Annotated in this window: 12 protein-coding genes; 5 read left to right on the top strand and 7 right to left on the bottom strand. The window is 66.9% G+C overall.

The window, feature by feature from the left end:
- Window positions 1-16: 16 nt before the first annotated feature.
- The 7 genes from AC1IQ6_RS18005 to leuC all read right to left on the bottom strand — a co-directional run bounded on the left by AC1IQ6_RS18005 (window position 17) and on the right by leuC (window position 8,714).
- Complete coding sequence (locus AC1IQ6_RS18005) at window positions 17-1,114, bottom strand: TRAP transporter substrate-binding protein (RefSeq protein ID WP_111825503.1); 1,098 nt, start codon at window positions 1,112-1,114, stop codon at window positions 17-19.
- A gap of 53 nt (window positions 1,115-1,167) precedes the next feature.
- Window positions 1,168-1,977: a tRNA pseudouridine(38-40) synthase TruA gene (gene truA / locus AC1IQ6_RS18010; protein WP_479730098.1), complete on the bottom strand. Its 810-nt coding sequence runs from the start codon at window positions 1,975-1,977 to the stop codon at window positions 1,168-1,170.
- A gap of 3 nt (window positions 1,978-1,980) precedes the next feature.
- A complete protein-coding gene (locus AC1IQ6_RS18015; RefSeq protein ID WP_485865103.1) occupies window positions 1,981-3,915 on the bottom strand; it encodes a type IV pilus assembly protein FimV in 1,935 nt (644 codons plus the stop codon).
- Between the two features lie 259 nt (window positions 3,916-4,174).
- Window positions 4,175-5,305, bottom strand: coding sequence for an aspartate-semialdehyde dehydrogenase (asd, locus tag AC1IQ6_RS18020; protein WP_102771669.1), 1,131 nt, complete (start codon window positions 5,303-5,305; stop codon window positions 4,175-4,177).
- A gap of 218 nt (window positions 5,306-5,523) precedes the next feature.
- Window positions 5,524-6,600 carry a 3-isopropylmalate dehydrogenase gene (gene leuB, locus AC1IQ6_RS18025; RefSeq protein ID WP_111825506.1) on the bottom strand — a complete coding sequence of 359 codons (1,077 nt, stop codon included), beginning with the start codon at window positions 6,598-6,600 and terminating at the stop codon, window positions 5,524-5,526.
- A gap of 35 nt (window positions 6,601-6,635) precedes the next feature.
- Window positions 6,636-7,286: a 3-isopropylmalate dehydratase small subunit gene (gene leuD, locus AC1IQ6_RS18030; protein WP_102771671.1), complete on the bottom strand. Its 651-nt coding sequence runs from the start codon at window positions 7,284-7,286 to the stop codon at window positions 6,636-6,638.
- Between the two features lie 24 nt (window positions 7,287-7,310).
- A complete protein-coding gene (gene leuC / locus AC1IQ6_RS18035) occupies window positions 7,311-8,714 on the bottom strand; it encodes a 3-isopropylmalate dehydratase large subunit (protein WP_102771672.1) in 1,404 nt (467 codons plus the stop codon).
- Between the two features lie 524 nt (window positions 8,715-9,238).
- Here leuC and AC1IQ6_RS18040 point away from each other — a divergent pair.
- The 5 genes from AC1IQ6_RS18040 to AC1IQ6_RS18060 are packed head-to-tail and all read left to right on the top strand — an operon-like array spanning window position 9,239 to window position 15,224.
- Window positions 9,239-10,732, top strand: a complete 1,494-nt coding sequence (locus tag AC1IQ6_RS18040; RefSeq protein ID WP_111825508.1) for a TolC family outer membrane protein — start codon at window positions 9,239-9,241, stop codon at window positions 10,730-10,732.
- Window positions 10,733-10,757: 25 nt separating this feature from the next.
- Window positions 10,758-10,970 carry a hypothetical protein gene (locus tag AC1IQ6_RS18045; protein WP_043542665.1) on the top strand — a complete coding sequence of 71 codons (213 nt, stop codon included), beginning with the start codon at window positions 10,758-10,760 and terminating at the stop codon, window positions 10,968-10,970.
- Window positions 10,954-13,119: a type I secretion system permease/ATPase gene (locus AC1IQ6_RS18050; protein WP_479730100.1), complete on the top strand. Its 2,166-nt coding sequence runs from the start codon at window positions 10,954-10,956 to the stop codon at window positions 13,117-13,119. The genes AC1IQ6_RS18045 and AC1IQ6_RS18050 overlap by 17 nt, the downstream gene beginning before the upstream one ends.
- A 7-nt stretch (window positions 13,120-13,126) precedes the next feature.
- Window positions 13,127-14,548, top strand: coding sequence for an HlyD family type I secretion periplasmic adaptor subunit (locus AC1IQ6_RS18055; RefSeq protein WP_102771674.1), 1,422 nt, complete (start codon window positions 13,127-13,129; stop codon window positions 14,546-14,548).
- 19 nt (window positions 14,549-14,567) lie between these two features.
- On the top strand, window positions 14,568-15,224 hold the full coding sequence (locus AC1IQ6_RS18060; protein WP_102771675.1) for a response regulator transcription factor: 657 nt from the start codon (window positions 14,568-14,570) through the stop codon (window positions 15,222-15,224).
- Window positions 15,225-15,228: the final 4 nt, after the last annotated feature.

Consider the following 15,228-nt stretch of genomic DNA (forward strand, 5'->3'; position numbering starts at 1 on the left):
GGGCGCGGCCGGCACGCTAGGAGCCCGGCTGAGCCAGAGTCGTCATGAGGTTGTCGAAGCTGCCTTCGGCCAGGCGGAACCACGGCGCCTCCATGTCGCGAAACGCCGTCATGCTTTCGTAGAGTTTCTTGAACATGGGGTTCTTGGCGCTGATTTCTTTATAGACGGCGAGCGACGCTTCGTAGCCGGCCTGCAGCAGCGGCCTGGGAAACGCCTTCAATTGGGCCCCGCGCGAGACCAGGCGGCGCAGCGCCTGTGGATTGCCGGCGTCGTACTTGGCGATCATGTTGCCCGTGGCCATGCTGCAGGCCAGCGCCAGCGCGGACTGGTACGGCTTGGGCAGCTCGTCGTAGGCGTCCTGGTTGACGTACAGCGACAACTGCAGCGTGCCGGCCCACCAGCCGGGAAAATAGTAGTTCCTGGCGACCTTATAGAGCGCCAGGCTCTCGTCGTCGTAGGGGCCGATCCAGGCGACCGCGTCCACCACGCCCTGCTCCAGCGCGGCATAGGTTTCCGCCACCGGCACCGCGACGGGAATCGCGCCCATGCGGGCAAGCACCGCGCGGGCGAATCCGCCGGCTTTGACCTTCAGCCCGCGCAAGTCGTCCACGGTCTTGATTTCCGGGCGGAACCAGCCGCCCATCTGGGCGCCGGTGTAGCCACAGGGAAAGTTCAGGATGTTGTACTTGTCGAACAGCACGCGCGTCAGCGCCAGGCCCTCGCCCTGGAGCATCCACGCGTGCATCTGCCGCGTGTTCAGGCCGAACGGCACGCCGGCGTCGAAGCTCAGCGCCGGGTCCGTGTCGAAATAGCGGGTCGAGGCCGTATGGCCGCAATCGACGACGCGATACTGCACGGCCTCGAGTATCTGGCCCGGCTGCACCAGATCGCCGGCCGGATAGATCTCGATGGTGAAACGCCCGTCCGTCACTTCGGAGACATAGCGCGCCACGTCTTCGGCGCCCGCCGACATCGTCGGCGATTCATCGGGAAAGCTGGAGGCCAGCCTCCATGCGACGGCCGGAGCTTCCTGCGCGAAAACCGGAGCCGCCACGGCCGCGCCGCCGGCGGCGGCTCCCAGGGCGGTCTGCTTCAAAAACGCGCGGCGTCGCATGGCAAAAGGCCTCCATCGGGCAGGAAAAGGCGTCGCCGTCGCCGGCGGCTTTCCTAATAGGTTTGAGTAAACGGCGACAGCAACTGCGACCCGCCGTCGAGTTCCTGCAGCCCGAACGCTTCGGGATAATCGATGGCCGAGAGGTACAGGCCGTCCGGCGCGAACGTCGGCGCGCCGCGCTTGCGGTCGCGCCACGACAGCAGCTGCGCCATCCAGTCGACCGTCTCCCTGCCCTGCCCGACCTGCAGCAACGCTCCCATGATATTGCGCACCATGTGATGCAGGAAGGCGTTCGCCTTCAAGGTGAACACCAGGAACGGCCCGCGCTCTTCGATGTCGAGCCGCTGCAGGTGGCGCACCGGATGCCTGGCCTGGCATTGCGAAGAACGGAAGCTGGAGAAATCGTGCTCGCCCAGCAAGGCGCTCGCCGCCGCGCGCATCGCGTCCACGTCCAGCGGCTGGAAGCACCAGCCCGCGCGCCCTGCCCACAGCGCCGGACGCACCCGGCCGCGCCACAGCAGATAGACGTAGGTCCGCGCGCTGGCCGAAAACCGGGCGTGGAATTCATCCGATACCTGCTGCGCCCACTGCACCGAAATGCTGGGCGGCAGAAACGCGTTGACGCCCCTGACCCAGGATTCCATGCGACGGTCCAGCGCCGTGTCCAGGTGGACCACCTGCATGGCGCCATGCACGCCGGTGTCCGTGCGGCCCGCGCAAATCGTCGGCACCGGTTCCTCGATCCCGCAAAAACGTCCCAGCGCGGCCTCCAGCGTATCCTGCACCGTCTGCCGATGCGGCTGCGTCTGCCAACCCTGCCAGGCGGAGCCGTCGTACGCCAGCCCCAATGCAACTCTAGACATGTATCAAACCCGTGGACCGCCGACACGGCGCGGTTCGTCCGTGGGCGGTTCGTCCAGGTCGAGATTGATGCTGTCGAGCTTGCGGTTCAGTGCTGCCGTATCCAGCACCGGCTCGTTATAGGCGTAGGTCTCCTCGTCGTCGTCCTCGCGCCGGGCGCCCGCCCGGCGCAGCAGCCAGGCAATGGCGAAGGCAATCAGCGCCAGCACGGCGGTGACGATGACGAGCAGATTGTCGGCCAGCCACGAAGGCATGCCCGACGAGTTCTCCTGCTTTATGGGCGGCGTGCCGGCGGGCTTGTCCGCCTGGACGGCGCCGGGCGCGGCCGCGGGGCCCGGCGTGCCTGCAGCACCCGGCGCGCCTGTTGCGCCCGGCGCGCCTGCTGCACCCGGCGTGCCTGCTGCACCCGGCGTGCCAGTTGCGCCCGGCGTGCCCGCTGCGCCCGGCGTGCCCGCTGTGCCCGGCGTGCCTGCTGCGCCCGGCGTACCTACAGCACCCGGCGTACCTGCTGTGCCCGGCGTACCTGCTGTGCCCGGCGTGCCAGTTGCGCCCGGCGTGCCAGTTGCGCCCGGCGTGCCTGCTGCGCCCGGCGTGCCGGTTGCTCCTGGCGTGCCTGCAGCACCCGGTGCGCCTGCAGCGCCCGATGCACCTGCTGCGCCGGGCGTACCCGCTTCGCCAGGCGTACCCGCAGCACCCGGTGTACCTGTTGCACCCGGCGTACCTGTTGCACCCGGCGTGCCTGTTGCACCCGGCGTGCCTGCAGCGCCCGGCGTACCTGCAGCCCCCGGCGTGCCCGCAGCCCCCGGCGTGCCCGCTGCCCCCGGCGTGCCCGCTGCCCCCGGCGTACCCGCTGCCCCCGGCGTGCCCGCGGCGCCCGGCGTACCTGTTGCCCCCGCCGCGCCCGCGCGCTGCTGTTCGAGCGCCTTGTTCAAATCGTCGACGTTGCTCTGCAGCTGGTCCACCCGTCCCTGCACGTCGGCCATGGCGCGCTGCTGGGAGGTCCGCGCATCGGCCTGCGCTTCGGCCTGGGCGGCCGCGCTGTCCTCGGCGCGTCCGGCGGACAGGCGCACGCGGTCCTGCGGCGGCGTGGCGGTGGCGACGCCGGTTTCCGCCGGCGCTGCGACGCTGCCGGAGGCGCCGCCCTGCCCGCGGACCACGGCGGGGTTCGCGGCCGAGGCCGCGCCAATGCGCGAGCGGTATTTGGCGAAGGCTTCCGCGTGTTCGTTGAAAATGCGGCGCGCCTCGGCCGGGTCCACGGCGCGCACGGTGGCGGCGTCCGGGATCGTCAGCTTCTCGCCGGCGCGCACCAGGTTCATGTTGTTCTGGATGAAGGCTTGCGGATTGGCGCGCCACAGGGCCACCAGCATCTGGTAGACCGAGGCGTTGGGCACCGCGTTGCGCTGGGCGATGCCGAACAGGTTGTCGCCCGACTTGACGTTGACCGAACGGCCGCCGGCCGCGCGCGACGGCGTGCCGACCGCGGCCGGCGTGACCTCGGCGGTGGTGCCGCGCAGCGGCACCAGGATGCTGACCTGCACCTGGCGCTGGCCGGAGCTGGAACTGATGTCCAGCAGCAGGTCCACCGCGCCGCTGGCCGGTGGCTGCGAAGCGCGCACGCGCAGATTCTTGCGCGTGGGGTCCATGCCGTCTTCGACGCGCACCACCATGCTGGCCAGCGGAACCGGCGGCTTCAGGCCGGCGCGCTGCCACGCCGCCTCGTCGGCCACCGAGACCTTCAGCGACGACACTTCATCGGGCGTCAGGTCCTGCAATCCCACCATCGCCTGCAGCGGCGCGCCCGGCACCGAAACCACCCGCGAATGCCCCACGCGCATGGCCGCAGCCGAGCCGCACACGCTTGAACCGATCGCCAACGCGATCGCCCACTGCAAGGCTTTCAAACGGCGGGCATGCTTCACTTGGCGCGAACGCTGGGTCATAAGCTGGAATTCCGTTCTTGTAGTCGAATGACGGGCTGGCGCCGATCCATGCCGAACATGGCCGGAATCGGCATCAATTCATCGGAAAAGTGTAATGGATCGAGCGCATTTCACAAACCTGAAAGGCCCGCCGGGATTTGCTGGCGCGCCGGTCCCGCGCATGCGGCCGGACCCCGCGTAAAACGGCAAGGGCACCCGCAGGTGCCCTTGTTCGCGCTGACGGCGCGTACAGGCGGCGCGACGCGCCGCCAGACCGGCCTCAGGCCTCGGCCAGCGCGATGCGCAGCATGCGGCGCAGCGGCTCGGCGGCGCCCCACAGCAGCTGGTCGCCGACCGTGAACGCGCCGAGATATTGCGAGCCCATCGACAACTTGCGCAGACGGCCCACGGGGATGTCGAGCGTGCCGGTGACGGCCACCGGCGTCAGCGCCGCGACGGTCGCTTCCTTGGTGTTCGGCACCACCTTGGCCCATTGCGTGCCTTGCGCGATCAGCGCTTCGATCTCGTCGATCGGCAGGTCGCGCTTGAGCTTGATGGTCAGCGCCTGGCTATGGCAGCGCATGGCGCCGATGCGCACGCACAGGCCGTCGATCGGGGTGGCGGGCGTGCCGAAGGCGGCACCGCGGCCGAGGATCTTGTTGGTCTCGACCTCGCCCTTCCATTCTTCCTTGGACATGCCGTTGCCCAGGTCCTTGTCGATCCAGGGGATCAGGTTGCCGCCCAGCGGCACGCCGAAATGCTCCTGGGGCAGCGCCGGGTCCTTCTGCTTGGCCAGCACGCCGCGGTCGATTTCGAGGATGGCCGAGGCGGGATCGTCCAGCAGCGGCTTGACCGCCTGGTTGATTTCGCCGAACTGGGTCAGCAGCTCGCGCATGTGCTGCGCGCCGCCGCCCGAGGCGGCCTGGTACGTCATGGTCGTCATCCATTCGACCAGGTCGTTGTTGAACAGGCCGGCCAGGCCCATCAGCATGCAGCTGACCGTGCAGTTGCCGCCGACGAAGTTGCGCACGCCGCGCTTGAGCGCCGCGTCGATGACCGGGCGGTTGACCGGGTCCAGCACGATGATGGCGTCGTCGGCCATGCGCAGCGTGCTGGCCGCGTCGATCCAGATGCCGTTCCAGCCGGCGCCGCGCAGCTTGGGATAGATCTCGGACGTGTAGTCGCCGCCTTGCGCCGTCACGATGATCGGCAGTTTTTTCAGAGCGTCAATGTCGTAGGCGTCCTGCAGCGGGCCCGCGCCGTCGGCCCAAGTGGGCGCAGCGCCGCCAGCGTTGCTGGTGGAAAAGAAAACCGGCTCGATCAGTGCGAAGTCGTTCTCGTCGCGCATGCGTTGCATGAGCACCGAGCCGACCATACCGCGCCAGCCGACAAGGCCTACTGCTTGATTCATTTCAATCGCTCTATATAAAGGTGAAGACAGGGTCCGGGAAAAAAGCCGTGCAATTCAACAATTTATCAGAATGCACGGGGAGATGTTGCGGCGCAGCTATAAAAAATTGGGGCCGCAATGGGCCGGGACGGTTTTCGCGGCGTCCCGGCCACGCCGGAAAGCCCCGAAATGCAAGAGGCCGCCACCTGGACGGCCTCTCGCCGAGCCCGTCAGGCGGCTCAGCCCAGGGCTTTGAGCACCGCGTCGCCCATCTGGGCGGTGCCGACCTTGGTCGTGCCCGCCTCGAAGATGTCGGCGGTGCGCAGCCCGTCGGCCAGCACGCGGCGCACCGCGGCCTCGATCCGGTCGGCCTGGGGCGCCAGGTTCAGCGAGTAGCGCAGCAGCATGGCGGCCGACAGAATGGTGGCCAGCGGATTGGCCACGCCCTGCCCGGCGATGTCCGGGGCCGAGCCGTGGCTGGGTTCGTACAGGCCCTGGCCGCCGGCGTTGAGCGAGGCCGAGGGCAGCATGCCGATCGAGCCGGTCAGCATGGCCGCCTCGTCCGACAGGATGTCGCCGAACAGGTTGCCGGTGACGATGACGTCGAACTGGCGCGGGCTGCGCACCAGCTGCATGGCGGCGTTGTCGACGTACATGTGCGACAGCTCCACGTCGGGATAGTCGCGGGCCACCTCGATCACGATGTCGCGCCAGAACTGCGAGGTCTCCAGCACGTTGGCCTTGTCCACGCTGCACAGCTTCTTGTTGCGCTTGCGGGCCGATTCGAAGCCGATGCGCGCGATGCGGCGCACTTCAGATTCGGCATAGCGCATGGTGTCGTAGCCCTCGCGCTCGCCGGCGAAGGTGCCGTCGGGCGAGGCGCGCACGCCGCGCGGCGTGCCGAAGTAGATGTCGCCGGTCAGTTCGCGGATGATCAGGATGTCCAGGCCGGACACGATCTCGGGCTTGAGCGAGGACGCGCTGGCCAGCTCGGGATACAGGATGGCCGGGCGCAGGTTGGCGAACAGGCCGAGCGCCTTGCGCAGGCCCAGAATGGCCTGTTCCGGGCGGAATTCGCGCGGCAGGCTGTCGTACTTCCAGTCGCCGACGGCGCCGAACAGCACGGCGTGCGATTCCTGGGCCAGCTTGAGCGTGGCCGGCGGCAGCGGATGCTCGAACGCGTCGAACGCCGCGCCGCCCACGGGCGCTTCCTTGATGTCGAGGGGAATGTCCAGCGCCTTCAGGACGCGCACGGCCTGTTCGACGATTTCCGGGCCGATGCCGTCACCCGGCAGGACTGCGATATTGTGAGTCATACGAAAACTATCCTGTGGTCGGAATAAGCGGTGCGTCAGGCGATGGGGCGGCTTTCCAGCCACGGATGGCGCGCCAGGCGCTCGGCCTCGAAAGCGCGGATCTTGTCGGACTGGCGCAGGGTCAGGCCGATGTCGTCGAAGCCGTTGAGCAGGCAGTACTTGCGGAAGGGTTCGATCTCGAAGCCCATTTCACGGCCGTCGGCCGCCACCACGACCTGGCGCTCCAGGTCGATGCGCAGCTTGTAGCCGGCGAAGGCCTTGACTTCGTCGAACAGGCGCGCGACTTCCAGCTCGGACAGCACGATGGGCAGCAGGCCGTTCTTGAAGCTGTTGTTGAAGAAAATGTCGGCATACGACGGCGCGATGATGGCGCGAAAGCCGTATTGCGTCAGCGCCCAGGGCGCATGCTCGCGGCTCGAGCCGCAGCCGAAGTTCTTGCGCGTCAGCAGCACCGACGCGCCCTGGTAGCGCGGCTGGTTCAGCACGAAATCCGGATTCAGCGGACGCTTGCTGTTGTCCATGCCCGGTTCGCCGTGGTCCAGGTAGCGCAGTTCGTCGAACAGGTTCGGGCCAAAGCCGGAGCGCTTGATGGACTTGAGGAACTGCTTGGGGATGATGAGGTCCGTGTCGACGTTTTCGCGGTCGAGCGGAGCCACCAGGCCTTCGTGATTGGTAAATGCTTGCATGATGTCGGTCTCGGTGCGTGGCGCTTAACGGAAGGTGCGGACGTCGACGAAATGGCCGGCCACCGCGGCGGCGGCGGCCATGGCCGGGCTCACCAGGTGGGTGCGCCCGCCCTGCCCCTGCCGGCCTTCGAAGTTGCGGTTCGAGGTGGAGGCGCAGCGTTCGCCCGGTTCGAGGCGGTCGGCGTTCATGGCCAGGCACATGGAGCAGCCCGGCTCGCGCCATTCGAAACCGGCTTCGATGAAGATCTTGTCCAGCCCTTCGCGTTCGGCCTGCTGCTTGACCAGGCCCGAGCCCGGCACGACCATGGCCTGGCGCACATTGGAAGCCACGTGCTTGCCGCGGGCCACGGCGGCGGCGGCGCGCAGGTCTTCGATGCGGGAGTTGGTGCACGAGCCGATGAAGACGCGGTCGATGCGGATGTCGGTGAGCGGCGTGTTGGGCTTGAGGCCCATGTACTGCAGCGCGCGCTCCATGCCGCTGCGGCGTCCTTCGTCCTTCTCGCGGTCCGGGTCCGGCACGCGGGAATCCACCGGCAGCACCATTTCGGGCGACGTGCCCCAGGTGACCTGCGGCGTGATGTCGCGCGCGTCGACCTCGACGACGGAGTCGAACTTGGCGCCTTCGTCCGTATGCAGCGTGCGCCAGTAGGCGACCGCCTGGTCCCACAGCACGCCGGTGGGCGCGAAGGGACGGCCGCGGAAATACTCGATGGTCTTGTCGTCGACCGCGACCATGCCCGACCGGGCGCCGGCCTCGATGGCCATGTTGCAGATGGTCATGCGGCCTTCCACGGACAGGCCGCGGATGGTGCTGCCGGCGAACTCGATGGCATAGCCGGTGCCGCCGGCCGTGCCGATCCGGCCGATGATGTGCAGCACCACGTCCTTGGCGGTGCAGCCGAAGGGCAGTTCGCCTTCGACCTTGATGAGCATGCTCTTGGCTTTCTTCATGAGCAGCGTCTGGGTGGCCAGCACGTGCTCGACCTCGGACGTGCCGATGCCGAAGGCCAGCGCACCCAGCGCGCCGTGCGTGCTGGTGTGCGAGTCGCCACAGACCACCGTCATGCCGGGCAGCGTCGCGCCCTGCTCCGGGCCGATCACGTGCACGATACCTTGACGCAGGTCATTCATGCGGAATTCGGTAATGCCGTATTTTTCGCAGTTGGCGTCCAGCGTATCCACCTGCAGGCGCGAAATCGGGTCGTCGATGCCCTGGGCGCGGTTCAGGGTGGGCACGTTGTGGTCCGCCACCGCCAGGTTGGCGCCGGTGCGCCACGGCTTGCGGCCGGCCAGGGCCAGCCCCTCGAACGCCTGCGGGCTGGTGACTTCGTGCACCAGGTGGCGATCGATATAGAGCAGACAGGTGCCGTCTGATTCCTGATGGACGACGTGGGCGTCCCAGAGTTTGTCGTAAAGGGTTTGGGCCATGGATGCGCTCTGCTGGTAGACAGTCCGACTCGGGCCTCGCACGGTGTGAGCAATTCGCTCCCGCACCGGCCGCTGCGGCATGGAGGAATTATGCCCACGCCCGGAACCTAGTACAACCACACCTGATATACCAGTACCAGCACTACCATGCTGGGCGCGCAACGCCTTCTGCTGTGTGTTTCATATCAGCGGCCATTGTTGTTGCAAATAACCTCACATGTAAAACCGGACCGATAAACAGATACAAAATTATCAAACCGATATAATTATTCGTGGCCGCGGTTGCTTCTTTTACGAAATAAAGAGAAATAAACCGACTTAAATTTGAATTAAACCCGCATATCAAGACCTTACTGAGCAAAGATCGTGCAAGTTAGCCTGAATTAATGGATGATACGCGGAGAAGCTCAATGGAGCGCCTGGAAAAGTTCGTCAACTATTAACAAATATTGACTCGTCAAAACTGACATTTCCACACAATATGGCGGCCATCTAATCCTCAACTCGACTCGCGAATAATCACTATGGCTTCGTTTTTGCTCAAAAGCACGGCTTCGGCCCTTGCCCTGGCATTCGGTCCTGCGGCATTTGCACAGTCATCCGCTCCGGCTGCGTCGCAGCCCGCGGTCACGATGAACCAGATCGTCGAGCAGACCCTGCTCAGCAACCCGGAAATCCAGGCCAAGTACCATGATTTCCAGGCCTCGCTGGAAGGCCAGAACGTCGCGCGCGCGGCGTTTTTCCCGCAGGTCAACGCGCAAGGCTACGTGGGTCGCGAGTACCGCAACAACGTGCCGGGCGTGGGTTCGCAGAACTGGAGCCGGCCGGGCTACAGCGTCGAGTTGCGGCAATTGATTTTCGACGGCTTCCGCACCAGCAATGACGTCAAGCAGGCGGGCTTCGACAAACTGGCGAAGTTCTACGACCTGCTGGCCACCAGCGACACGACGGCGTTTTCCGCCGTGCAGGCCTATGTCGACCTGCAGCGTTACCGCGACATGGAACTGCTGGCCCGCCAGAACTATTCCCTGCACGAGGAAACGCTCAAGCAGATCAACGAGCGCACCGAATCGGGCGTGGGCCGCCGCGTCGACCTGGAACAGGCCGGCGGCCGCCTGGCGCTGGCGCAGACCAACCTGATGACCGAGACCGCCAACCTGCTGGACGTGCAGCAGCGCTTCCAGCGCGTGACCGGCGCCCTGCCCCCGGAATCCATGCAGCCGCCGCCCGACATCAGCGGCAAGCTGCCGGCCAAGCCCGCCGACTTCAACGAGTCGCTGCGCCGCAACCCCAGCTTCCTGTCCAAGCAGGCCGGCCTGCAGGCCGCCGAAGCCGGCGTCGCCTCGTCCAAGGGCGCGTTCTCGCCCAAGTTCGAATTCGTGGCCGCCACCGGCCGCGACCAGAACGATCCGACGCCCCAGAACCGCGACATCCAGAACTCCAGCGTCCAGCTCGTCATGAGCTACAACCTGTACCGCGGCGGCGCCGATTCGGCCCGGGTGCGCCAGACCGCCGCGCAGTCCTACGCCGCGCGCGACATCCGCGACTACACCTGCCGCAACGTGCAGCAGGACCTGGCCGTGGCCTGGAACAACATCGTCAGCCTGAACCAGAAGCTGCCGTTCCTGCGCGATCACGAAGTCGCCACCACCAAGGTGCGCGAGGCCTATCGCCAGCAATTCCAGATCGGCCAGCGCTCGCTGCTGGACCTGCTGGACACCGAGAACGAACTCTTCGAATCGCGCCGCGCGCTGACCAACGCCTTGTATGATCTGCAGCTCGCTCAGTACCGCTGGCTGGCGCTGTCGCACGCGCTGCTGCCCGCCCTGGCGCTGCAGCCCGCACGCAACGAAATGCCCGAGGAAAACGGCAAGCTGGTGGTGTCCGACGAAGTGATCAAGCTGTGCAACTCGACGGTTCCCGACACCGCCCGCCTGGCTCCCGTGCATGTGAAATACAACGAAGGCGCGCTGCCGCCCACGCTCATTCCCATGAGCTCGCCCAGCGCCAAACCCTGAGCGCCCGTTGGCGCAAGGAGACCCCATGCCGAAACAGGGCAAAGACTTCTCGCAATTGGACGCGGACTTCGTCCGCGTCCTGGAAGACCTGATCGACGCGCTGATCGCCAATGGCACCTTGCGTATGACGGACCTGCCGATACAGGCGCAACAGAAACTCACCCAGCGCAAGCAGCAGCGCGCGCGACTCTCGGAACACCTCGACCTGCTGGATGACGAAGATGGACAAGTTATCTGAACTGGCCGCCCGGGAGTGGCGCGCGGACGCCCGCGCCGCGCATGACGATCCCCTGCTGGACTGTCTGGTGGAAATCACCCGGCTGCACGGGGTGACGGCCACGGCCCAGGCGCTGTCTTCGGGCCTGCCGCTGGAAGAACACCGGCTGACCCCCGCCCTGCTGCCGCGCGCCGCCGCGCGCGCGCAGATGTCGGCGCGCGTGGTCAAGCGCCCGCTCGAAAGCATTTCCCAGGACCTGCTGCCCGCCATCCTGCTGCTGCATGGCGAGCGCGCCTGTCTGCTGCTGAAGACGGACGGCGACAAGTACGTGGTCAGCCATCCCGAGCTGGGCGGCAGCTCCATGGAAATGAGCGCCACGGAACTGGCGGCGCAATACACCGGCCTGGTGTGCTTCGTGCGGCCGCAGTTCCGCTTCGACGCGCGCGCGCCCGAAGTCGCCAAGGTGCGCGAGCGCCATTGGTTCTGGGCCGCCATCATGGAGAACCGGCGCCTGTACCGCGACGCGCTGGTCGCGGCGCTGCTGATCAACATCTTCGCGATGGCCATGCCGTTGTTCACGATGAACGTCTATGACCGCGTCGTGCCCAACAACGCCATCGAAACCCTCTGGGTGCTGGCCATCGGCATCACGCTGGTCGTGATCTTCAACATGATCCTGGGCACCGCCCGCTCGCACGTGGTCGACAGCGCCAGCAAGCGGGTCGACGTGCGCCTGTCGGCCCAGATCATGGAACGGGTGCTGGACCTGCGGCTGGAAGGCAGGCCGGTGTCGGTCGGCTCCTTCGCCGCCAACCTGCGCTCGTTCGAGTCCATCCGCGATTTCATCGCCTCGGCCACCATCACCACCCTGGTGGACCTGCCCTTCATCCTGCTGTTCCTGCTGGCGCTGGCCTGGATCTCGCCCTGGATGGTGCTGCCGCCGCTGGTCGCCATCGTGCTGATCCTGCTGGTGTCGCTGGCGGCGCAGGCGCGCATGGAAGCGCTGACCATGTCGTCGTTCCAGGCCGCCTCGCAGCGCAACGCCACCCTGGTCGAAGCGCTGACCGGCCTGGAGGCCGTCAAGACGCTCAACGCCCAGGGCGCGATCCAGCGCAACTGGGAACGCGCCACCGAATTCATCGCCCAGACCGGCGGCAAGCTCAAGCTGATCTCCTCGTCCACGGTCGGTTTCGTGCAGGCCGTGCAGCAGATGGTGTCGATCTCGGTCGTGATCATCGGCGTCTACCAGGCGCAGGAGTCCGCCATCTCCATGGGCGGCATCATCGCCGCGTCCATGATCGCGGGCCGCTGCCTGGCGCCGCTGGGGCAGGTCGCCGGCCTGCTCATGCAGTACCAGAACGCGCGCACGTCGCTGGGTTCGATCGACAACTACATGAAGCTGCCGGTCGAACGCCCCGCCAATGCCGAATTCCTGCACCGCCCCGTGTTCCACGGCGGGCTGGAATTCCGCGACGTCAGCTTCACCTATCCGGGCGCGGCGCAGCCGGCGCTGAAGAAGGTCTCGTTCAAGCTCAAGCCGGGCGAAAAGGTCGGCGTCATCGGCCGCATCGGCTCGGGCAAGACCACGCTGGAAAAACTGGCCCTGGCGCTGTATGAGCCCACCGAGGGCGCGGTGCTGCTCGACGGCATCGACGTGCGCCAGATCGATCCGGCCGACGTGCGCCGGGCCATCGGCCACGTGCCCCAGGACCCGCTGCTTTTCTACGGCAGCCTCAAGCACAACCTGGCCATGGGCGCGCCCTACGCCGACGACGCCAGCATCCTCGCGGCCGCCAACCTGGCCGGCGTCACGGATTTCGCCAACCTCCATCCCAATGGCTTCGACATGCTGATCGGCGAACGCGGCGAGTCCCTGTCCGGCGGCCAGCGCCAGTCGGTGGCCGTGGCCCGCGCCCTGATCAACGATCCGCCCATCCTGCTGCTGGACGAGCCCAGCAGCAACATGGACCACCAGAGCGAAGCCCAGCTGCGCAAGCGCCTGGGAGAAGCCAGCGAAACCAAGACCATCCTGCTGGTCACGCACCGCACCGCCTTGCTGGACCTGGTCGACCGGCTCATCGTGATCGACAACGGCCACATCGTGGCCGACGGTCCCAAGGAGCAAGTGGTCGAAGCCCTGCGTCAAGGACGCGTCGGACGCGGAAGCTGAGGCAAGCATGCTGAACAACCCAGCCGAAACCAGGCACGGCCTGTTTGGAACCCTGTGGCGCAAGCTGCGCGGCGTCTTCATGTTCTTTTTCGACCGCCTGCTCGACGGCGCCGACCGGAACAAGCCGCAGCACCGCTCCGACTACGTCGGCAATGCGGAATGGGTCATCCACGAATCCCAGGCGCGCGGCTCGCGCATCCTGCTGTGGGTCAGCCTGCTGGCCACCGGCGGCCTGCTGTTCTGGGCCGCCGTGGGCAGCATCGACGAGGTCGTCCGCGGCGAAGGCAAGGTCGTGCCGTCGCGCCAGGTGCAGATCATCCAGAGCCTGGACGGCGGCATCGTCGAGGAAATCCTGGTGCGCCCCGGTCAGGAGGTCGAGGCCGGCGAAGTCCTGCTCAGGATCGACTCCACCCGCTTCGCCTCGTCGCTGGGCGAGAACAACGCCGAATACCTGTCGCTGCTGGCCAAGTCGGCGCGCCTGAAGGCGCTGGCCACGGGCGAGCCCTTCGTCGCGCCCGAAGAGGTACTGGCGCAGGCGCCAGGGCTGGTCGAAATGGAACGCAATGCGTGGCAGGCCCGCACCAGCGAACTGAACGCCACCGTCAACGTCGCCCGCGAACAGCTCAATCAGCGCCAGGAAGACCTGCGCGAAACCATCGCCAAGCGCGACCAGGCCGCCGCCAGCTGTGGCCTGACCTCGCGCGAACTGCAGGTGACCCGCCCGCTGCTCAAGAGCGGCGCCGTCTCCGAGGTCGACCTGCTGCGCCTGCAGCGCGACGTGGCGCGCTATTGCGGCGAACAGAAAGGCGCCGAAGCGCAGATCGACCGTTTCCAGGCCTCGATCAAGGAAGCCGAAAGCAAGATCCAGGAAGCCGAGCTCAATATCCGCAACCAGGCCCGCAGCGAGCTGTCCGAAACCAACACCAAGCTGTCGACGCTGCGCGAAGGCAAGCTGGCGCTGGTCGACCGGGTCAAGCTGGCCGAAGTCCGCGCCCCGGTGCGCGGCACCGTCAAGACGCTGTTCAACAACACCGTCGGCGGCGTGGTGCAGCCGGGCAAGGACATCATCGAGATCGTGCCCAAGGACGACACCCTGCTGCTCGAAGTGCGCATCCTGCCGCGCGACATCGGCTTCCTGCACGCCGACCAGAAGGCCGAAGTGAAGTTCACCGCCTACGACTTCGCCATCTACGGCGGCCTGGAAGGCAAGGTCGAGCAGATCGGCGCGGACACCGTTACCGACGAGAAAGGCAATTCCTACTACGTGGTGCGCGTCCGCACGGACCGCAGCACCGTGGGCGAGAAGCTGTTGCCCATCATCCCCGGGATGGTGGCGGAGGTCCATATCCTGACCGGCAAGCGCACGGTGCTGCAATACCTGCTCAAGCCGATATTGCGCGCCAAGGCGAATGCCTTCACCGAACGTTGACGGAGGACTGCAAGGCTTTATGAAACCCGTTCCTGTCCTGTTGATTACGCACGACGACCTGTTGTGGCAACACTGGCGCGCGCTGGACCCGGCGCGCTGGATGGCCGCCCGCGGGCGCGGCCTTGCCGACCTGCAGCGCTGGCGCGAGCAGGGCCGCACGCTGGCGGTGCTGGATACCGGCCTGCCCCGGCTTCCCTCCTGGCAGGACCCCAGCTGGACCGCCGCCCTGGCGGAAATGCGCGTCGTCGTGGCCAGCCCCAGCCCCAACGACGAAGAAGGCACACAAGCCCTGGGCGCGGGCGCCCACGGCTATTGCCACAGCTATGCGCCGGCGGCGGCCCTGTCGCAGGCGCTGGAGGTGGTGGCCTCCGGCGGCATCTGGATGGGCAGGTCCCTGGTGTCCCGGCTGCTCAAGCTGGTGGCCGAACGCACCCAGGGCGCGCCCTCGTGGGACGGTGGCCTCTTGACCGAACGCGAAATGACGGTGGCGCGCTACGCCGCCAACGGCCATGCCAACGCGCCCATCGCCGAGACCCTGGGCATTACCGAACGCACGGTCAAGGCCCACCTGTCGGCCGTTTTCGAGAAGCTGGGCGTCACCGACCGCCTGCAGCTCGCCCTGCTGGTCCACGGCATTTCCACCCCCGCCGACAGCGCCGCCAAAATCGCCTCCTGATACT

This window comes from Achromobacter sp. MUI-25009338 (assembly GCF_057359325.1).